Below are 19,721 nucleotides of genomic sequence, written 5' to 3'. Positions count from 1 at the left end.
TTTATGAATCAGGATAGCTTCATTCACTGGGAAGAGAATGGTCAGAACTGTTCAGCAGTTTGGCATTCTGAAAATGGCATTACGGCACATAAAAAAGTGGCGATTGCTAACGACACATTAACAGCAGATGACGCCTATCGAATGGCATGTGAAGGCACGGCTATTCTTTGGAAAGGGGATTTTCAAAATGCCCGACAACTATTGCAGGCCTTGGTTCGGCGCATAGATAAACCATCAAAAAAATCAAAGCGTGCCAGTAAGAGGGCGGATAAGTCTGCTGATGCTGCCCCCAAGAAAACCTCAAAAGATATTTTTAATCAACACCGCCTGATTCAATCTCAGCGTGCCCGAATATTGGGGATGTTGTTAATTCAATGCAATTCGGATCACTCGATTTCATTGCGCCGAGCGCCAGATATTTCCCAGGCATGTGTCGAGGCATATGGTGCTGTTGAGCACTCTTATGTAGTTTCTTTGCGTGAACTTTTGGGCGTGATTAGCGCTCATGAGTGGCGTAAGAGTGGATTACCTATTTTGGCTGATGAAAATGGTGATCCAGTATTTGTTCATCCCCATTACGGCGTTTTCTCGCCTGTTCGCGGCGAGTACATTGAGTTAGTTTGTGCTGTCCCTTTGCCCAAATCCCTTGATGGCGCATCTACAGCTTTTGATATTGGCGTTGGTACTGGCGTGCTGGCGATTATTTTGGCAATGCGGGATGTGCAAAAAATTGTTGCCACTGATCAAGATGATCGAGCGCTTACGTGCGCCAAAGAAAATATTGCACTATTAGGTTTAGGTTCTCAAATAGAGATTGTGAAAGCCAATTTATTTCCAGCAGGAAAGGCTTCATTAATTATCTGCAACCCACCATGGGTGCCTGCAAGACCTAGCTCTACCCTTGAGCATGCGGTATACGACCCTGATAGTCAGATGCTAAAAGGATATTTGGGGGGATTAAAGGATCATTTACTGCCCCAAGGCGAGGGCTGGTTGATTCTGTCTGATTTGGCCGAACATCTTGAGCTCAGGACTCGAGAAGAACTGCTCTCTTGGATTGAAGATGCTGGATTAGTTGTTCTTGATCGTATTGATACCAAGCCAAAACATTCTAAGGCGTTTGATGAGTCAGACTCCCTTCATTTTGCAAGAGCAGCTGAAACCACTTCACTTTGGCGCTTGGGTATCAAGTAAGTATTACGAATACTTCACTTTACTTGGCGAATAGCTGACTGGGGTCCTCGAATGCCTTGAACTCCAAGGCATTGCCAGCAGGATCGAGAAAGAACATCGTGGCTTGCTCGCCTACTTTTCCTTTAAAGCGAATCTGTGGCTCGATAATGAATTTCATACCAGTGCTGCTTAATTTATCCGCCAACGCATGCCAATCTGGCATCGTCAACACTACTCCAAAGTGTTTTACGGGAACTTGATGTCCGTCAACCTCATTTGAGGCTACATGACTGCATTCTTCAGGTGCAAGGTGGGCAACCAATTGGTGTCCAAAGAAGTCAAAATCAATCCATTCATCAGAGCTGCGACCTTCCGCGCAACCTAAGGTGCTGCCGTAAAAAGTACGAGCCGCTTCTAGGTTGTCTACAGGAAAAGCTAAATGAAAAGGTTGAATATTTGACATAACGGTCCTTGGCAAGATGTGGAATTGAGTTCAGCAAGCTTAAATGGATTTAATGACGAAGTTTAGTATATTGAGAGCATAACTAAAAACTGTTTAACGGAGACAAGAATGATCACTTTTAAATTGGGTAAGCTTTGCCGTTCTATAACCCAGGCAACCCTCATCCTGAGTTTTTCTGGTTTGGTGCATGCCGCTTATCCGGACAGGCCAATCAAACTCATCGTGCCCTACCCTCCAGGTGGGGCTACCGATGTGATTGGGCGAATTCTAGCGAAGAATTTAGGCGAATCTTTGGGTCAGCAAGTATTGGTTGAGAATCGCGGTGGAGCTGGTGGCAATATTGGCGCAGAAGCGGTAGCTAAGGCAAATCCAGATGGCTACACCTTATTGATGGGCGCAGTCACCTCGCACTCCACTATGGCTACACTTGAAAAGGGCAAGTTACGTTACGACCTTCTGAAGGATTTCACCCCAGTCATGATTGTCGGTTCTGTGCCTTTGGTAGTAGTAGTGAACCCCAATGTTCCCGTAAGAACTTTAAAAGGTTTAGTGGATTACGCAAAAGCCAATCCAGACAAATTAAATTACGCCTCTTCTGGCGCGGGTGCGCCGCAAAGAATGGGTGCGGAAATTTTCCAAAAAGAAGCGGGTATCAAAATCACGCACGTGCCATACAAGGGTAGTGGTCCAGCTATGACAGATTTGGTAGCGGGGCAAGTCAATATGATGGTGGAAACGGTTCCTGCGGCATTACCGTTTATCAATGCTGGGCAATTGCGCCCCTTAGCGGTAACAACGGCAAAACGCATTTCAATGTTGCCTGATGTTCCTACAACCGCTGAATCTGGTATGCCTACGTTGGAAGTGAGCTCTACCTTTGGTGTTTTAGCGCCAGTCGGCACCCCTATGCCTATTGTTGATCAGTTAAATAGTGCTATCGCTAAGCTATTACTCAATCCAGAAGTAAAAGAAGCATTCCTAAAGCAGGGTGTTTACGCTGCAGCGCCATCTAAGCCTAAGAAATCAGCCGAGTTGCTAGCTGCTGAAGTAAAGCGTTGGGAAAAAGTCATTAGAGAAGCCGATATCAAAGCTGAGTAAAAAACCATTTATTTTTTAAGTTAAAGAATGATTTATGACAAGTAATACAAATAAAGAAAAAAAACAGCCCACAGAGAGTGGTTTACGTAAGGGCTTAACCAGTTATGGTGATAAAGGCTTCTCCTTGTTTTTGCGTAAAGCATTTATCAAGGGTGCTGGCTATACCAACAGCGCTCTGGATCGCCCCGTTATTGGCATTATCAATACTGGTAGTGCTTATAACCCCTGTCACGGCAACATGCCGCAATTAATTGAGGCTGTAAAACGTGGCGTGATGTTGGCTGGTGGCTTGCCGATGGATTTTCCAACAATCTCGATTCATGAAAGCTTTGCCGCTCCTACCAGCATGTATTTGCGTAACCTGATGTCAATGGATACGGAAGAGATGTTGCGTGCTCAGCCGATGGATGCGGTAGTGATGATTGGTGGTTGCGATAAAACCGTACCCGCGCAAATGATGGGCGCTGCTTCTGCCGGTCTTCCAGCAATTCAGTTGATTACTGGTTCCATGTTGACAGGCTCCCATCGAAGTGAGCGTGTAGGCGCATGTACTGACTGTCGACGCTATTGGGGAAAATTCCGCGCTGGCGAAATTGATGAAGCTGAAAAAGATGAAGTGAATGACCAATTGGTAGCTAGTGTAGGCACCTGCTCAGTCATGGGTACTGCTAGTACGATGGCATGTATCTCTGAAGCCCTCGGTATGACTGTGCCTGGCGGAGCAACGCCGCCAGCAGTCACTGCCGATCGTATTCGGATTGCAGAAGAAACTGGTACCCGCGCTGTGCAAATGGCAAAAGACGGCTTAACGATTGATAAGGTATTAACAGCAGATGCTTTTGAAAACGCGATGCGTGTTTTATTGGCGATTGGCGGATCGACTAATGGCATCGTACATCTAGCTGCTATCGCTGGTCGCATGGGTCTAGAGATTGACTTGGATGCACTCGATAAGATGGGTGATGAGACGCCAGTGTTGGTGGATTTGAAGCCCTCTGGTGACCACTACATGGAAAACTTCCATGATGCTGGCGGTATGACTACGCTGCTACGTGAACTTAAGCCTTTGTTAAAACTAGACGCAATGACAGTAACGGGTCGTACCTTAGGTGAAGAGATTGATGCAGCTCCACCAAGCTTTAAGCAAGATGTAGTGCGCAAGTTCGATAACCCGATTTATCCACGTGGAAGCATTGCAGTTTTGCATGGCAATTTAGTACCCGGTGGCGCCATAATTAAACAATCAGCAGCTAATGAAAAACTCATGGAGCATGAGGGGCGCGCTGTTGTTTTTGAAAACAGTGAAGACCTGGCTAATCGTATTGATAGTCCAGACTTAGATGTAACAGCAGATGATATTTTGGTGCTAAAGAATATTGGCCCTAAAGGCGCGCCTGGTATGCCTGAAGCGGGGTATATTCCGATTCCGATGAAGCTTGCACGTGCTGGTGTAAAAGATATTGTGCGAATTTCTGATGGGCGCATGAGTGGTACTGCGTTCGGAACCATCGTGTTGCACGTGACTCCAGAGGCTGCAGTAGGTGGGCCACTCGCATTTGTAAATAATGGAGACCGCATCCGCTTGAGTGTGAAGAATCGTGAGATTAGTCTGCTGGTCTCGGATGAAGAGTTAGCTAAGCGTGCAAAAGAGAATCCAGTAATAGAGCCCACTGCAGAGCGTGGTTATCTCAAACTATTCTTAGATACAGTTACGCAAGCAGACAAGGGTGTTGACTTTGATTTCTTGAGAGCAGTGAAGATGGTGGGTAAGACGCCAAAACGTTGAGCCAATCAATGCGATAAAAAATGGAAGCAAAGAAAAACGCCACCCTGTTGGGTGGCGTTTGACTATTACATACTTCAAAATGGTGGAGTCGGCGGGAATCGAACCCGCGTCCGCAAATCCTCTACAACAAGTTCTACATACTTAGTCATATCATTTAATTTAGCTAGCTAGTCACAGACTGACATGTTCCACGCTGGCGATTCACTTGGTTTTCGAATCATTCCCCGTGACATGAAATGATCTTATCTCTTGTAAATGACCCTGATCTAGCTTGCGCTAGCTGACCCAAGAGAGAATCAGTTCAGGGGCAACCGCAATTAAGCGGCTAGTGCGAAACGTTCGTCGTTTGCAGTTATTACATTCCCATTGATTTACGAGATAACGGGTCCTCGGTATGCCCTTGATGCTTTGTAATCCACGTCGAAACCATGTCGACCCCGGAGTTCATGCATTGGAAACTCTATTTTAAGGCGCTTACCCCTAAATTGCTTGTTATCTTTTTATCTCCCTACTGTGGGGAAGATGATTGCTAGCAATTCTTTTGGGTGGTGTACAAGATAATCCGCTCCCCAAGCCTCTGGAGGCTCCTCACAGCCACAATAGCCATAGGCTGCTGCGATTGTCTGCATGCCCGCTGCTTTACCGGCTACGATGTCTCTGATGTCATCACCTACATATACTGATTTGGTCGGGTCAACGTTGGCAAGTCTTGCTGCGTGCAAGATGGGCTCAGGATGGGGTTTTGAATGAGGGGTGGTGTCACCAGAAACTGTTGATACTGCTCTTTGGCGCAAGCCCATTAATTCAGTTAAGGGATTGGTGAAACGCTCGCTTTTATTCGTAACAATCCCCCAGGGTAGCTTTGCACCATCTAATCGATCTAGCAGGTGATCAACCCCATCAAAAATCACACTGTTGACCAACAGTGCTTTTTCATAGTTTGAGAAGAATTCATCTCGAAGTGGAATGAAATCAGGGTGATCGGTATCGATCCCAAATGCCCCTTTAATCAATCCACGAGCCCCTGCTGAAGCGCGGGGACGTAATACCTCATATTGCATGGGTGGAAGATTGCGAGCGATGAGGAGTTGGTTAGCGGCTGCAACAAGGTCAGGAGCCGTGTCAGCAAGAGTGCCATCTAGGTCAAAAAAGATGCCATTGTAAGGACTTACTAACCCACCACTCATTTGCGTACAACAATCATGTAGTTCACGTCCACGTCTTCCCCCAATTTATAGACTTCCGTGATGGGGTTGTATGTCATCCCCTTCATGCCGAGCATTTCTAATCCGGCGTGACGGGTAAATGCGACTAATTCGGAGGGTTTAATGAATTTGGCGTATTCGTGGGTACCCTTGGGGAGTAGTCGCAAGATGTATTCAGCGCCAATAATGGCAAATAAGTAAGACTTGGGATTGCGATTCAGGGTGCTAAAGAAGAGGGTGCCTCCTGGCTTGCAGAGATTTGCACAAGCTTGAACCACAGAGGCTGGGTCCGGAACATGCTCGAGCATCTCCATGCAGGTTACGACGTCATACTGTCCGGGCTCTTCCTCGGCTAGTGCTTCAGCTGAAATTGAGCGGTATTTGAGGGTGGCACCCACTTCTAGTGCATGTAACTCGGCGACTTTCAGGGCCTTTTCAGATAGGTCGATACCGCTGGTATCGGCACCTGACTGCGCAATCGACTCTGCCAGAATTCCGCCGCCACAACCAACATCTAACACTTTCTTGCCTTGGAGATCAACAAAAGACTTGATCCAATTGAGGCGCAAGGGGTTAATTGCATGCAAGGGCTTGAATTCGCTCTGGGGATCCCACCAGCGATGAGCTAGGGCGCTAAATTTAGCGATTTCAGATTGATCGACGTTCATAAGAGTAAAGGCGCATTAAGCGCGTTGAGATAGGTGAATTACGAATATAGCGGAAATAAAAAAAGCCCGGCAGAACCGGGCTTTTTTAAAAGTAAAAAGAATTACTTAACTGCAGCTGTACCAACAACTTCGATGTCGGTGCGGCGGTTCTTGGCGCGGCCTTCAGCAGTTGCATTGCTTGCAACTGGATTGCTCTTGCCTTTTGATTCTGTGTAAATACGGCTACCGTCAACACCTTTGCTTACTAAGTAAGCTTTAACTGACTGAGCACGACGCTGGCCGAGAGCCATGTTGTAAGCATCAGTACCAACGCTATCAGTGTTACCAACAGCAATAATTACTTCTAATTTGATCTTGCTTAAGTCTTTAGCGATTTTGTCTAAAGTTGCTTGACCTTCTGCCTTCAATGTTGCTTTGTCGAAGTCATAGAGTGTGTCAGCTTGCAAAGTGATCTTGCTTTGGCTAACACCAGATTTAGCAGCGGCAGGCTTAGGAGCCAAGAAACCATCGCAACCCTGTGCAGCAGTCGCAGGTGTCCAGCTAGCATCACGCCAGCATAATGTGCCGTCGCCGTTTTTCCAGGCTAGGCCACTTGAGTTGACCCAGTTGTCAACGTTTTGGGCGGAAGTAGCAGTCGCAGCAACAGTGATAACGCCAGCAAATACCAGTTTTAGGGTTTTGTTCATTTTTAGTCCTCAAAAATCTCTTTTTTAATTAAAGTCAAACTTAAATGTAATTCGCCCTACTTTGAAGCAAAAACCGCAAAGCGACACATCTCAATTTCGTACAAACTGACAGAATATTAGCATAGGGGCTATCAGTCATCAAAATGATATTATTTCTAAATGGAACAAGCCGCTAAAGAAACACTACCAATATCCCTAGAAGACGAAATGCGGCGGTCCTATTTGGACTACGCAATGAGCGTCATTGTCGGCAGAGCCCTGCCAGACGTACGTGACGGCCTCAAACCGGTTCATCGCCGGGTCTTATTCGCGATGTATGAATTAAACAACGATTGGAACCGTGCTTACAAAAAATCTGCCCGTATAGTTGGCGATGTGATCGGTAAATACCATCCACATGGCGATTCTGCGGTGTATGACACCATTGTTCGCATGGCCCAGGACTTCTCTCTGCGCTATATGCTGGTTGACGGGCAGGGTAACTTTGGCTCCGTAGACGGTGATAACGCTGCTGCAATGCGCTATACCGAGATCCGCCTTCGTAAGATCGCCCATGAGTTATTGGCCGATTTAGACAAGGAAACCGTGGATTTTGGGCCAAATTACGACGGTAGCGAGAAAGAGCCCCTGATTCTTCCTGCAAAAGTGCCTAATTTGCTGATTAACGGCAGCTCAGGTATTGCCGTGGGTATGGCGACCAATATCCCTCCCCACAACTTGGATGAGGTGGTGACTGCCTGTTTACACGTCTTGCACAACCCAGAATGCACGATTGATGAGCTAATCGAGATCATTCCTGCTCCTGATTTTCCGACCGCCGGCATTATTTATGGTGTTCAAGGGGTTCGTGAGGGGTATCGCACCGGCCGTGGCCGTGTAGTGATGCGTGCAAAGACCCACTTTGAAGACCTTGATAAGGGTGCCCGTCAGGCGATCATCGTTGATGAATTGCCTTACCAGGTAAATAAAAAGAACTTGCTCGAGCGGATTGCCGAGTTAGTCAATGAGAAAAAAGTAGAAGGCATTTCTGATCTGCGTGATGAGTCTGATAAGTCAGGTATGCGCGTAGTCATCGAGCTTAAGCGCGGTGAAGTACCTGAAGTGGTTCTTAATAATTTATACAAGAGCACTCAACTGCAAGACAACTTCGGTATGAACATGGTGGCCCTGGTAGATAACCAGCCACGCCTGTTGAATCTGAAGCAAATGCTGGAGTACTTCTTGCAACATCGTCGCGAAGTAGTGACGCGTCGTACGATTTTTGAATTACGCAAAGCGCGTGAGCGTGGCCATGTCTTAGAAGGTTTAGCAGTTGCGTTAGCAAACATTGATGAATTTATTGCCATTATTAAAGCTGCTGCAAACCCTGTAGTTGCTAAGCAAGAATTGATGAGTAAGGCTTGGGACTCCTCCATGGTGCGCGAGATGTTGGCGCGTGCCGAGACGGATACTCCAGGCGGTCGCAATGCTTACCGTCCCGAAGGTTTGTTGCCAGAGTACGGCATGCAAACTACTGGTCTCTATCGTTTGTCTGATAGTCAAGCACAAGAAATTTTGCAGATGCGTTTGCAGCGCTTGACTGGCCTTGAGCAAGACAAGATCGTCAATGAGTACAAAGATGTCATGGCAGAGATTTCAGATTTGCTCGACTTACTTGCTAAGCCGGAGCGTGTCACTCAAGTCATTGAGTCTGAATTGAAAGAAGTGCAAGCAGAATTTGGTATTGCTGGTGGTGACTCTGGCCGTCGTTCATTTATTGAAATGAATGCAACCGAGTTGTTTACAGAAGACCTGATCACTCCGCAAGATATGGTGGTCACGCTCTCGAACACGGGCTACATGAAGAGCCAGCCATTGAGTGAATACCGTGCGCAAAAACGAGGTGGTCGTGGCAAACAAGCTGCAGCTACCAAGAATGAAGATTGGATTGAGACACTCTTCGTTGCCAACACGCATGACATCATCCTGTGCTTCTCTGATCGTGGACGTATGTACTGGCTCAAAGTGTGGGAAGTTCCACAAGGTAGCCGAAATTCACGCGGTAAGCCAATCGTGAATATGTTCCCTCTGATTGAGGGCGAAAAGATTACTGTGATTCTCCCGATCAAGGGATATCAAGATGATCATTATGTCTTCATGGCGACGAGCTTGGGTACAGTGAAGAAGACGCGTTTGTCTGACTTCTCTAATCCACGTAAGGCTGGAATTATTGCTGTCGACTTAAATGAAAACGACTTCTTGGTTGGTGCAGCAATTACGGATGGTCAGCATGATGTGATGCTGTTCTCCGACGCTGGCAAAGCAGTACGCTTTGACGAGAACGATGTGCGTCCAATGGGTCGTACTGCACGCGGTGTGCGCGGTATGAACTTGGGTGAAGGTCATCAAGTAATTGCTATGTTGGTTGCCCCAGCCGAAGCTGCTGAAGGCGCTGAAGCAGCAGTCGTTGATCCAAATGGTCTCGCAATTCCGAGCAGTGTATTAACTGCAACAGAAAATGGTTTTGGTAAACGCACTCCGATTGGTGAATATACCCGTCATGGTCGTGGCACCAAAGGCATGATTGCGATTCAAACAACTGAGCGAAACGGAAAAGTAGTTGCCGCTGCTTTGGTATCTCCAGAAGATCAAATTATGTTGATTACTACTGGCGGTATTTTGGTGCGCACTCGTGTTTCGGAGATTCGTGAGATGGGGCGCGCAACTCAAGGCGTTACTTTGATCAATGTGGATGAAGGTACCCGTTTGTCTGGCTTGCAGCGGATTGCTGAAAGCGATTCTGATGATGAGAGTGATCTTGAAGATGGTGAAGACGGTGATCCAGCACTTGATTCCAATCCTGATGAAGCTGGTGATGCCTAATTGGCATTCATTTAAGGTTAATTAACTCATCATGACGTTTGACCGCCGCATTTTCAATTTCGCTGCGGGGCCTGCCACCTTGCCTGAAGAGGTATTGAAGCAGGCTGCTGCAGAGATGTTGAATTGGCAGGGCTTGGGTGCAAGCGTCATGGAAGTGAGTCATCGGGGCAAAGAGTTTATGGCCTTGTATGCGGAAGTATTGCAAGACTTACGTATTCTCATGGACATTCCGGATTCCTATGAAATATTGATGCTTCAAGGTGGTGGCTTAGGTCAGAATGCTGCCATACCCATGAACCTGATGCCTTTAGCCAAGAATGGCCCAAAGGCAGATTTTTTAGTAACTGGCGTTTGGTCGGAAAAGTCGTATAAAGAGGCAGACAAGTATGGTGTTGCTCATTTAGCAGCGTCTTCTGCGGCTGAAAAATTCAATACGATTCCTGCGAGATCTACTTGGCAACTATCAGATGATGCTGCTTACGTTCATTACTGTGCGAACGAAACCATTGGTGGCGTAGAGTTTCCAGATGTACCTGATGTCGATGGCAAGCTCTTGGTTGCTGATATTTCTAGCAATATCCTTTCCAGAGAAATCGACATTACAAAGTGTGGCGTTTGGTTTGGTGGCGCACAAAAAAATATTGGCCCATCTGGCGTAACGATTGTGATCGTTCGCAAAGATTTGATGGGACACAGCATGAAAATTACCCCATCGATTTGGGATTGGTCTAAACAAGCAGCAACTGACTCCATGTTAAATACGCCGCCCACTTTCTCGATTTATATGGCGGGACTCGGTTTTAAGTGGTTACTCAAGCAGGGCGGTATCAAAGCGATTGAGAAACGCAATCAAGAAAAAGCAGACTTGCTTTATCACTTTGTGGATCAGAGTACTTTGTATGACAATCGTGTTACCAAAGAATATCGCTCCAGAATGAACGTCACCTTTTTCCTAAGGGATGAAAATTTAAACGCCCAGTTCCTGGAGCAATCCACTGCAGCAGGCCTGGTTGCCTTGCGTGGCCATAAGGCGGCAGGCGGTATGCGCGCGAGTATTTACAACGCAATGCCATTGGAAGGCGTCAAGGCCTTAGTGGAATTTATGCGTGACTTTGAAAGGCGTGCCTAATGAGCTCCAAAGACCAGAGTACAGAAGAACAGCGCCTGGCGCCCATCCGCGACAAGATTGATGCACTAGATGCACAGATCTTAGATTTGTTATCACAGCGTGCAAAAGCTGCCCAAGAGGTTGGCCACATTAAAGGCGGATTCTCATCACCAGTATTTAGGCCGGAGCGTGAGCGTCAAGTCGTTGCGCGCTTACAAGAGCTCAGCAAGGGCCCGTTGTTGTCTGATGGTATTGCAGCAATTTGGCGTGAGGTAATGTCTGCTTGCCGTGCCTTAGAGGCTCGTCAAACAATTGCCTATCTTGGACCCGTAGGAACATTTTCAGAGCAAGCAGCCCAAACCTATTTTGGCCACTCGATTGCGGGTCTTCCTTGTAACAGTTTGGATGAAGTATTTAAAGCGGTAGAGAAGGGCGCGGCGCAGTTTGGTGTTGTGCCTGTAGAAAATTCCAGTGAGGGTGCAATTTCAAGAACCTTGGATTTGCTTTTAGATTCTCCGATGCGGATTAGTGGTGAAGTAGTGCTGCCTATTCGCCACCATCTTCTAACGAAGAGCGGTAGCTTAGATGGCGTAACTACGGTTTGTGCTCACGCCCAAGCGTTGGCGCAATGTCAGCAATGGTTGAGTTTGCATGCACCCCACTTAAATCGTCAGGCAGTTAGCAGTAATGCAGAGGCTGCTCGTCTGGCTGCCAACGATCCTAATTTGGCGGCAATTGCTGGTGACCCTGCTCAAGAAGCGTATGGATTGCAGGCGGTCGCTGCACAGATTCAAGATGATCCGCATAACCGCACACGTTTTGTCGTGGTTGGTACTTACGAATGTCAGCCCACCGGTAAAGATCAAACCTCTCTAGTTCTATCGGTGGATAACCAGCCGGGTGCTGTGCATCGTTTATTGGAACCCTTAGCTAAACATGGTGTTTCCATGAATCGCTTTGAGTCTCGCCCCGCTCGCAAAGGCACTTGGGAGTACCACTTTTATATCGATGTATCGGGACATGCTGCAGATGCAAAAGTAGCTAAAGCATTGGAAGAGTTAAAAACGACAGCTGCTTTTTATAAAAACCTTGGCTCATATCCTCATTCAGCATGACATCAAAATCTAATATTGGTTTAAAGCATATCCATGCGATAGCACCCTATGTTGGCGGGCGACCTATCAGTGAGGTTGCACGTGAGTACGGCCTTGATGAAAATAAGATTGTGAAGCTCGCATCCAATGAGAACCCATTGGGTATGCCAAAGTCCGCGCAAGATGCAATGCTCAAGGCTGCGAGTGACTTAGGTCGCTATCCAGATTCGAATGGCTTTGAATTAAAGAATGTTTTATCAGTGCGCTTAGGTATTCCAGCGGATTGGATTACCTTGGGCAATGGCAGTAACGACATTTTGGAATTAGCTGCACGCGCAGTAGCTCAAGCTGGCGATGAGGTGATTTTCTCTAAACATGCCTTTGCGGTTTATCCATTAGCGACACAAGCTGTTGGCGCTAAGGCGATTGAAGTGGCTGCAACTGCAATGTATGGTCATGACCTGCCTGCCATGTTGCAAGCAGTTAAAGCATCAGGTGATAAAGCGAAGTTAGTGTTTGTGGCTAACCCAAATAATCCGACCGGCAGCTACTTAACTGCTAAAGAGATCGAAGATTTCTTAATGGCTGTACCTACTCATGTGGTGGTCGTATTGGATGAGGCTTACAACGAGTACCTTACCCCAGAGCAGCGCTATGACGCTATTGCATGGGTGAAGCGTTTCCCTAATATGATTTTGTCTCGTAGCTTCTCAAAGGCTTACGGCTTAGCAGGTCTACGGATTGGCTATGGCGTAGCGCAGCCTGCTTTGACTGATTTACTCAACCGCATTCGTCAGCCATTTAATGTGAATAGTCTTGCACAAGCTGCGGCGATCGCCGCGTTCCAAGATTCTGCTTTCTTGCAGCAAGGCTTTGAATTAAATCGCGCTGGTTTAGCTCAACTGACGCAAGCATTTGATGCGCTTGGCTTAACTTACCTTCCGTCGGCTGGCAACTTTGTATTGGTGAGAGTGGGTGTGGATGATGGCGCAGGCGCTCGCATTAATTTAGAACTACTCAAGCGCGGCATTATTGTTCGCCCAGTTGGCAACTATGGTTTGCCACAATGGTTACGTATTTCTATCGGCTTACCTGAAGAGAATGCAGCCTTTATTGATGCCCTTAAAGATATCTTGGCGCAGCAGTAATTCAAGGCCAATTAGAAAAATTTCATAAGCCAATGGCCATCATTAATCCATCCAGTAATTACGGAACCGTCGCGATTGTTGGTGTTGGTTTGATTGGTGCTTCCTTAGGTCTAGCATTAAAAAAAGCGGGAGTGGTCAATCAGGTCTTGGGTGTTGGCCGTAGTGCCCCGAATCTAGATCAAGCTCTTAAGATGGGCGCTATAGATTCTGTAGTTGACCTAGCTAAGGCGGCTAAGCAAGCCGACGTGATTGTATTGTGCATGCCAGTGGCGCAGATGCGCGCAGCCTTTGAAGTCATCGAACCTCATCTTGAGCCCAGAACAATGATTACCGATGCGGGCAGCACTAAGGGTGACGTGATTTTGGCTGCCAAAGAAGTCTTGGGCAAAAAAGCCTGTCAGTTTGTACCGGCTCATCCGATTGCGGGTGGTGCGCAACATGGTGCCAGTGCAGCGAAAGCGGATTTATTTGAGGGCAAGCAAACCATCTTGTGTCCGCTACAAGAAAACTCCCCACAAGATATAGATTTAATCGAAGGCTTTTGGCAGTCAGCTGGCTCCGTTGTTAAAAAGATTTCCTGTGTCCAACATGATGCGATTTATGCGGCAGTCTCTCATTTGCCACACCTCTTGTCTTACGCATTAATGGCCAGTGTTGTGAACTCAGAAGATGCTGATCAAAAACTCAGTCATGTGGGCGCAGGCTTCAAGGATTTCACCCGTATCGCTGCCTCGAGTCCCGAGATGTGGCGAGATATTTGTTTGGGCAATCGCACAGCAGTTCTTAAAGAGCTTGATCAATATTTGCTCATCGTGAACCACATGCGTAAATTGATTGCTGAGAATGATGGCGTAGGCTTGGAGAAGTTATTCAACAAGGCCAGTAAAGCACGCCAAGATTTGGATGAGCTTTGATGAGTGGCTTGCCGAATATCAGAATTGGACCATTCAAGCGAGCACAAGGCTCAATTGTCTTGCCTGGATCAAAAAGTATTTCAAATCGCGCCTTGTTACTAGCCGCCCTATCTTCAGGCACAACAACCCTCAAAAATCTACTAGATGCTGACGATACCCAGGTGATGCGTAATGCGCTTCGCCAGCTGGGTTTATCGATAATTGATCTAGCTGATAATGTCTGCGTGGTTGAAGGTTGTGGTGGTAAGTTCCCAGTGCAAAACGCAGATCTCTTTATGGGTAATGCTGGTACGGCAATTCGTCCGCTAACAGCAGCCCTAGCAATGCAAGGTGGTAACTATCGTTTATCAGGTGTACCCCGTATGCACGAAAGACCCATTCGAGATTTGGTAGATGGTCTGCGCCAAGTGGGTGCAAAGATTGATTACGAATTGCAAGAAGGCTATCCGCCAATCAAGATTCTTGCTGCGGATATTGCAATTCAAGATGTGGTGAAGGTACGCGGCGATGTCTCTAGTCAATTCCTGACTGCCTTGTTGATGGCCTTGCCTTTGGTTGCAAAAGAGCCTGTCAAGATTGAAGTTATTGGCGAATTGATTTCTCGTCCTTATATCGATATCACGCTCAAGCTGATGGCGCGCTTTGGCGTCAAAGTAGCTTGCCCTGATGCGCAGTCGTTTGTGATTCCTGCTAAGACTTCTGATGCGGTATATCAAAGCCCTGGAGCGCTTTCTGTGGAGGGTGATGCATCTTCTGCTTCTTACTTCTTGGCGCTTGGCGCGATTGGTGGTGGACCAGTGCGTGTATTAGGTGTTGGAAGTGAAAGTATTCAGGGTGATGTGGCTTTTGCTGATGCGCTCGCTTTAATGGGTGCGAAGATTTCGTCGGGCGAAGATTGGATTGAAGTTGCTGGCGTTCAGAATGCTAACGGCAAGCTCAATGGCATCACGATCGATTGCACGGAGATTCCGGATGCGGCGATGACTTTGGCTGTTGCGGCTTTATTTGCTGAAGGCCCCACTCGCTTAAATAATATTGCGAGCTGGCGCGTAAAGGAAACTGATCGTATTGCGGCCATGGCCAAGGAATTAAAGAAGGTGGGCGCTATTGTCGAGGAGGGCGCCGATTACATCGTGGTGCAAGCCCCCACATCATTCGCCGACTGGAAGTCTCCTGCTCAGGGTATCGATACTTATGATGACCATCGCATGGCAATGTGCTTCTCATTAGCTGCTTTTGGCCCCTATGCTCTCCAGATCAATGACCCTAATTGCGTTGCCAAAACCTTCCCCACTTACTTTGCTGAATTTGCAAAGATCGTCTCCTAAAAGCCCTTTTTAATGAATTTGCCGCCAGTCATCGCCATTGATGGACCTACAGCCTCTGGCAAAGGGACTGTCGCCTCCTTAGTGGCTGAAAAGTTGGGCTTTCATTATCTGGATAGTGGGGCGCTATATCGTCTGGTTGCCTTGGGTAGTCAAAAAGCGTCCATTGATCCTCAAAATGGCCCAGAACTGGGCATTTTGGCTACAAAACTAGTGATTTCGTTCAAAAATGGCCAAATTTTGCTCAATTCGGAAGATGTGACAGATGCTATTCGTACCGAAAGCATTGGTTTGCGCGCATCCGCAATAGCAGTACATCCAGAGGTTAGGCAGGCTTTAGTGGGTGTTCAGCATAGTTTTAGGGTGGCTCCAGGCTTGGTTGCTGATGGTCGCGACATGGCAAGTGTGATTTTTCCAGATGCTGTTCTGAAGATTTTCCTCACGGCGACAGCCAAGGCTAGAGCAGAACGTCGGTATAAGCAATTGATAGCTAAGGGAATTTCTGCTAAACTAGAGGACTTGTTGCATGATTTACAAGAGCGCGACGCCAGAGACAGTAGTCGAGGTACAGCCCCATTGTTAGTCGCAGACGGCGCCGAAGTGCTGGAAACATCGGAATTATCGATAGATCAAGCAGTTAAGACGGTTTTGGATTGGCATCAATCAAAAGCAGCTTAATTTTTGGTGGGCAGTTAACAGAAGTAGAAGTAGAAGTAGAAGTAGAAGTAGAAGTTGTTTTGGCGTCTTAAGAAACTCTACAACGCGATTATCTAATTTAGCGTGTTTCTTGGGGCTTTTTTAACCTAACCCGTCAGGCCTTCTGGCGGCACAAAGTGAATATATAAATGTCTGAATCATTTGCAGAACTATTTGAAGAATCATTAACCCGATCGAATATGAAGACCGGCCAAGTTATTTCGGCTGAAGTACTTCGCATCGACCATAACTTCGTCGTTGTTAACGCTGGATTGAAGTCCGAAGCGTTTATTCCTGTTGAAGAATTCCATAACGACGCTGGCGAGATTGAAGTAGCTCCTGGCGATTTCGTTTCTGTTGCTATTGACGCTCTTGAAAACGGCTATGGCGACACAATCCTTTCCCGTGACAAAGCAAAACGCTTGGCATCATGGATGAATTTGGAAAAAGCACTTGAGCAAGCTGAGATCGTTACCGGTACTGTTACCGGCAAGGTTAAAGGCGGCTTGACTGTCATGGTTAACGGTATCCGCGCATTCTTGCCTGGATCACTCGTTGATACACGCCCAATTAAAGACACCAGCCCTTACGAAGGTAAGACGATGGAGTTTAAGGTTATCAAGCTTGACCGCAAGCGTAACAACGTAGTGTTGTCACGTCGTGCAGTTGTTGAAGCTAGCCAAGGTGAAGAGCGCGCGAAGTTGATGTCTAACCTCAAAGAAGGTAGCGTTGTTCAAGGTATCGTTAAAAACATTACTGACTACGGCGCGTTCGTGGACCTCGGTGGTATCGATGGCCTCTTGCACATTACCGATTTGGCATGGCGTCGTGTGCGTCACCCAAGCGAGATGTTGACTGTTGGTCAAGAAGTGACCGCAAAGATTTTGAAGTTCGATCAAGAGAAGAACCGTGTTTCACTTGGCGTGAAGCAACTTGGTGATGATCCATGGGTTGGTATCGCTCGTCGTTACCCACCAAATACCCGTTTATTCGGTAAGGTAACCAACCTGACTGACTACGGCGCGTTCGTAGAAATCGAATCTGGTATTGAAGGTTTGGTACACGTTTCTGAAATGGACTGGACTAATAAGAACGTTGCTCCAAGCAAAGCTACTGCATTAGGAACCGAAGTGGAAGTCATGGTTCTGGATATTGATGAAGACAAGCGTCGTATTAGCTTGGGCATCAAGCAGTGCAAAGCAAATCCATGGGAAGAGTTCTCACGTGGCCAACAAAAAGGCGACAAGTTGACTGGCGCAATCAAGTCTATTACTGACTTTGGTGTGTTCATTGGCTTGCCTGGCGGTATCGACGGTTTGGTTCACCTTTCAGACATTTCTTGGAATGAACCAGGCGAAGAAGCTGTTAAGAGATACAAAAAAGGCGATGAAGTTGAAGCTACTGTATTGGCTATTGATGTTGAGAAAGAGCGTATCTCTCTCGGTATCAAGCAGTTGTCTGGTGACCCTTTCAACAACTACACATCCGTAAGCGACAAGGGTAGCCTTGTAACTGGTACTGTGAAGGCTGTTGATGCCAAAGGTGCAACTATTCACTTGGCTGATGAAGTTGAAGCTTACTTACGTGCCTCTGAGATCTCAACAGATCGCGTTGAAGATGCACGCAATGTATTGAAAGAAGGCGATAGCGTAACTGCAATGATCATCAATATTGATCGCAAGTCACGTGTAATCAATCTTTCAATCAAAGCAAAAGACAGCTCTGACCAACAAGATGCTATGAGCAAGCTCCAAGGTGATGCGCAGTCCGGCACAACCAATTTGGGCGCTTTGTTAAAAGCAAAAATGGACAATCAAGGCTAAATCAATATCGCCGCTTTCCACTAGGAGAGCGGCGGTTTTTTATTGATAGATATGTCAGATCAAGAGCAACAAGCAATTACCCGTTCCGAGCTCGTGGAGAGTTTGGCGGAGCAGTTTCCCCAGCTACTACCAAGAGACGTAGAGTTGGCAGTAAAAACTTTGTTAGACACAATGACTCACGCTTTGGCCGAGGGCAAGCGGATTGAGTTGCGTGGTGTTGGCAGTTTTGTTTTGCATCACCGTCCTGCACGCACAGGTCGTAACCCAAAATCTGGTGAGAAGGTATTGATCCCAGAAAAGCGTGTTCCCCATTTCAAGCCGGGTAAAGAATTACGTGAGCGTGTTGATTACAAGCCTCTGAAGCAGGTGAGCCCTAAAGAGGGTTCTGGTGCCTAGTCACATAGCGCATATCCAGTGGTCCATTCGGACCATTTTTTTATTTAAGTTCTGCACAGCATGATTCAGATTGCTACCTCTTGGCTGCTATTAATACCAGTCATGTTTGGGATTGGCTGGTTGGCTAGTCGCTGGGATTTGCGCCTTGAAAATCGCATGGATGAGCGTGAGCGGATGCGTCAGCAGCGTTCAACCTTTAAAGGCTTAAGTCTCTTATTAAATGAGCAGCCTGATCAGGCAATTGAAACCTTGGTTAAGATCGCTCAACTTGATCCAGAAACAATCGATCTTCACTTTGCTTTAGGTAATTTATTCCGTCGCCGTGGTGAAACTGAGCGTGCAATTCGAGTGCACCAGCATCTGGCTAATCGCGATGACTTAAAGCCACGCGATCGAGACCACGCCGCCTATGAATTAGGCCGTGATTTTTTACGTGCTGGTCTATTAGATCGCGCTGAAGCATCATTAAATCGTGTGGGTGAAGGCAAGTTTGCTGCCCCAGCAAAAGAGAGTCTGCTCGAGATGTATCAAATTGAGCGGGACTGGAAAAAAGCCATCATTGCTGCTAGTGAGCTCGAGGCCTTACAAGGAAAATCACATCACACCGAGATTGCACAGTTTCATTGTGAGCTGGGTCAAGAAGCATTGCGTCGCAAAGATTTACCAGAGGTGGAGCAATCTGTTCAATTGGCATTACAAGCGGTCCCGCATCATGCGCGTGCACTCATTTTGCAAGGCGATTATTTGATAGCTATGGATCGCCCAGCTCAGGCAATCGATGTATGGGCTGTAATTGCGAAGACACATCCTGCTTATATGCATTTGCTAGCAGATCGGTGGATGGCTGCGCATACAGCGCTTGATAAGGTTGATTTAGGTTTAAGTGCGCTTTGTGAGTTGCTGCAAACCCAAGCCTCTGGTGAGTTGCTCGACATTGTACAAAAACATATGACCCAAATTCGTGGGGCACAAGCTACTGAGGTGATGCTAGTTGAGGTGATGCAGCATTCACCAAGTTTGAGTGCCCTCTCAAAATTGGCACAAACCCGTTTGGCGTTAGCTGAGGGTAATGGCACTCCAGAGCGAGTTTCTGATTTACAAGCGACATTGAGTTTATTGAAGCAGCGTACGACCAGTTTGGCTCGCTATACCTGTGGTAACTGCGGTTTCCGTGCGAGACGTTTTTACTGGCAGTGCCCAGGCTGTAATCATTGGGAGGCATACTCTCCAAGACGCAGTGAGGGAGCTGTTCCTAGCGGCCCTTCGATGTAATCTA

Annotated in this window: 16 protein-coding genes, 1 other RNA gene and 1 pseudogene; 13 read left to right on the top strand and 5 right to left on the bottom strand. The window is 47.0% G+C overall.

What is annotated here, in order from left to right:
• Positions 1 to 3 precede the first annotated feature (3 nt).
• Positions 4 to 1,194: a class I SAM-dependent methyltransferase gene (locus C2759_RS07935; protein WP_215354433.1), complete on the top strand. Its 1,191-nt coding sequence runs from the start codon at positions 4 to 6 to the stop codon at positions 1,192 to 1,194.
• A gap of 19 nt (positions 1,195 to 1,213) precedes the next feature.
• Here the strand turns inward: C2759_RS07935 and C2759_RS07930 are convergent, their stop codons facing one another.
• Positions 1,214 to 1,636: a VOC family protein gene (locus C2759_RS07930; RefSeq protein WP_215354430.1), complete on the bottom strand. Its 423-nt coding sequence runs from the start codon at positions 1,634 to 1,636 to the stop codon at positions 1,214 to 1,216.
• A gap of 108 nt (positions 1,637 to 1,744) precedes the next feature.
• Here C2759_RS07930 and C2759_RS07925 point away from each other — a divergent pair, with 108 nt between their 5' ends.
• The gene (locus C2759_RS07925) at positions 1,745 to 2,734 is read left to right on the top strand and encodes a tripartite tricarboxylate transporter substrate binding protein (RefSeq protein ID WP_215354427.1); all 990 of its coding nucleotides are present in this window, start codon (positions 1,745 to 1,747) and stop codon (positions 2,732 to 2,734) included.
• 34 nt (positions 2,735 to 2,768) lie between these two features.
• Positions 2,769 to 4,520 carry an IlvD/Edd family dehydratase gene (locus C2759_RS07920; RefSeq protein ID WP_215354424.1) on the top strand — a complete coding sequence of 584 codons (1,752 nt, stop codon included), beginning with the start codon at positions 2,769 to 2,771 and terminating at the stop codon, positions 4,518 to 4,520.
• An 80-nt stretch (positions 4,521 to 4,600) separates the two neighbouring features.
• On the opposite strand, the gene ssrA is transcribed toward C2759_RS07920, so the two are convergent.
• The 4 genes from ssrA to ompA all read right to left on the bottom strand — a co-directional run bounded on the left by ssrA (position 4,601) and on the right by ompA (position 7,079).
• Positions 4,601 to 4,959, bottom strand: a transfer-messenger RNA (tmRNA) gene (ssrA, locus tag C2759_RS07915).
• Between the two features lie 61 nt (positions 4,960 to 5,020).
• The gene (locus tag C2759_RS07910) at positions 5,021 to 5,707 is read right to left on the bottom strand and encodes an HAD family hydrolase (RefSeq protein ID WP_215354422.1); all 687 of its coding nucleotides are present in this window, start codon (positions 5,705 to 5,707) and stop codon (positions 5,021 to 5,023) included.
• The gene (ubiG, locus tag C2759_RS07905) at positions 5,704 to 6,393 is read right to left on the bottom strand and encodes a bifunctional 2-polyprenyl-6-hydroxyphenol methylase/3-demethylubiquinol 3-O-methyltransferase UbiG (RefSeq protein ID WP_215354420.1); all 690 of its coding nucleotides are present in this window, start codon (positions 6,391 to 6,393) and stop codon (positions 5,704 to 5,706) included. The genes C2759_RS07910 and ubiG overlap by 4 nt, the downstream gene beginning before the upstream one ends.
• Before the next feature lie 101 nt (positions 6,394 to 6,494).
• Positions 6,495 to 7,079, bottom strand: a complete 585-nt coding sequence (gene ompA, locus C2759_RS07900) for an outer membrane protein OmpA (protein ID WP_215354418.1) — start codon at positions 7,077 to 7,079, stop codon at positions 6,495 to 6,497.
• 159 nt (positions 7,080 to 7,238) lie between these two features.
• Here ompA and gyrA point away from each other — a divergent pair, with 159 nt between their 5' ends.
• From gyrA to lapB, 10 genes and pseudogenes are all read left to right on the top strand, one after another.
• Positions 7,239 to 9,941: a DNA gyrase subunit A gene (gyrA, locus tag C2759_RS07895; protein WP_215354416.1), complete on the top strand. Its 2,703-nt coding sequence runs from the start codon at positions 7,239 to 7,241 to the stop codon at positions 9,939 to 9,941.
• 31 nt (positions 9,942 to 9,972) lie between these two features.
• A complete protein-coding gene (gene serC / locus C2759_RS07890) occupies positions 9,973 to 11,070 on the top strand; it encodes a 3-phosphoserine/phosphohydroxythreonine transaminase (protein ID WP_215354413.1) in 1,098 nt (365 codons plus the stop codon).
• Positions 11,070 to 12,164 carry a prephenate dehydratase gene (pheA, locus tag C2759_RS07885; protein ID WP_215354410.1) on the top strand — a complete coding sequence of 365 codons (1,095 nt, stop codon included), beginning with the start codon at positions 11,070 to 11,072 and terminating at the stop codon, positions 12,162 to 12,164. The genes serC and pheA overlap by 1 nt, the downstream gene beginning before the upstream one ends.
• The gene (gene hisC / locus C2759_RS07880) at positions 12,161 to 13,291 is read left to right on the top strand and encodes a histidinol-phosphate transaminase (RefSeq protein WP_215354407.1); all 1,131 of its coding nucleotides are present in this window, start codon (positions 12,161 to 12,163) and stop codon (positions 13,289 to 13,291) included. The genes pheA and hisC overlap by 4 nt, the downstream gene beginning before the upstream one ends.
• A 32-nt stretch (positions 13,292 to 13,323) precedes the next feature.
• Positions 13,324 to 14,205, top strand: coding sequence for a prephenate dehydrogenase/arogenate dehydrogenase family protein (locus tag C2759_RS07875; protein WP_215354404.1), 882 nt, complete (start codon positions 13,324 to 13,326; stop codon positions 14,203 to 14,205).
• Positions 14,206 to 14,213: 8 nt separating this feature from the next.
• A complete protein-coding gene (gene aroA, locus C2759_RS07870) occupies positions 14,214 to 15,533 on the top strand; it encodes a 3-phosphoshikimate 1-carboxyvinyltransferase (protein WP_215356728.1) in 1,320 nt (439 codons plus the stop codon).
• 12 nt (positions 15,534 to 15,545) lie between these two features.
• Positions 15,546 to 16,208 carry a (d)CMP kinase gene (gene cmk, locus C2759_RS07865; RefSeq protein ID WP_215354401.1) on the top strand — a complete coding sequence of 221 codons (663 nt, stop codon included), beginning with the start codon at positions 15,546 to 15,548 and terminating at the stop codon, positions 16,206 to 16,208.
• Between the two features lie 167 nt (positions 16,209 to 16,375).
• A complete protein-coding gene (rpsA, locus tag C2759_RS07860; protein ID WP_215354398.1) occupies positions 16,376 to 18,049 on the top strand; it encodes a 30S ribosomal protein S1 in 1,674 nt (557 codons plus the stop codon).
• A 51-nt stretch (positions 18,050 to 18,100) separates the two neighbouring features.
• Positions 18,101 to 18,397, top strand: a pseudogene (locus C2759_RS07855) (integration host factor subunit beta); the annotation flags it as partial.
• Between the two features lie 108 nt (positions 18,398 to 18,505).
• Entirely contained in the window at positions 18,506 to 19,717 is a 1,212-nt protein-coding gene (gene lapB / locus C2759_RS07850) for a lipopolysaccharide assembly protein LapB (RefSeq protein ID WP_215354396.1), read from the top strand.
• Positions 19,718 to 19,721 lie beyond the last annotated feature (4 nt).

This window comes from Polynucleobacter sp. MG-Unter2-18 (genome assembly GCF_018687675.1).
Taxonomy (GTDB): Bacteria; Pseudomonadota; Gammaproteobacteria; order Burkholderiales; family Burkholderiaceae; genus Polynucleobacter.
This window is presented reverse-complemented; position numbering and strand designations above follow the sequence as displayed.

Coding starts and splice junctions, on each gene's coding strand:
- C2759_RS07920 (WP_215354424.1), top strand. CDS start 2,769: ATGACAAGTAATACAAATAAAGAAAAAAAACAGCCCACAGAGAGTGGT.
- C2759_RS07875 (WP_215354404.1), top strand. CDS start 13,324: ATGGCCATCATTAATCCATCCAGTAATTACGGAACCGTCGCGATTGTT.
- lapB (WP_215354396.1), top strand. CDS start 18,506: ATGATTCAGATTGCTACCTCTTGGCTGCTATTAATACCAGTCATGTTT.
- pheA (WP_215354410.1), top strand. CDS start 11,070: ATGAGCTCCAAAGACCAGAGTACAGAAGAACAGCGCCTGGCGCCCATC.
- ompA (WP_215354418.1), bottom strand. CDS start 7,079: ATGAACAAAACCCTAAAACTGGTATTTGCTGGCGTTATCACTGTTGCT.
- C2759_RS07935 (WP_215354433.1), top strand. CDS start 4: ATGAATCAGGATAGCTTCATTCACTGGGAAGAGAATGGTCAGAACTGT.
- C2759_RS07930 (WP_215354430.1), bottom strand. CDS start 1,636: ATGTCAAATATTCAACCTTTTCATTTAGCTTTTCCTGTAGACAACCTA.
- C2759_RS07925 (WP_215354427.1), top strand. CDS start 1,745: ATGATCACTTTTAAATTGGGTAAGCTTTGCCGTTCTATAACCCAGGCA.
- ubiG (WP_215354420.1), bottom strand. CDS start 6,393: ATGAACGTCGATCAATCTGAAATCGCTAAATTTAGCGCCCTAGCTCAT.
- rpsA (WP_215354398.1), top strand. CDS start 16,376: ATGTCTGAATCATTTGCAGAACTATTTGAAGAATCATTAACCCGATCG.
- gyrA (WP_215354416.1), top strand. CDS start 7,239: ATGGAACAAGCCGCTAAAGAAACACTACCAATATCCCTAGAAGACGAA.
- hisC (WP_215354407.1), top strand. CDS start 12,161: ATGACATCAAAATCTAATATTGGTTTAAAGCATATCCATGCGATAGCA.
- serC (WP_215354413.1), top strand. CDS start 9,973: ATGACGTTTGACCGCCGCATTTTCAATTTCGCTGCGGGGCCTGCCACC.
- C2759_RS07910 (WP_215354422.1), bottom strand. CDS start 5,707: ATGAGTGGTGGGTTAGTAAGTCCTTACAATGGCATCTTTTTTGACCTA.
- cmk (WP_215354401.1), top strand. CDS start 15,546: ATGAATTTGCCGCCAGTCATCGCCATTGATGGACCTACAGCCTCTGGC.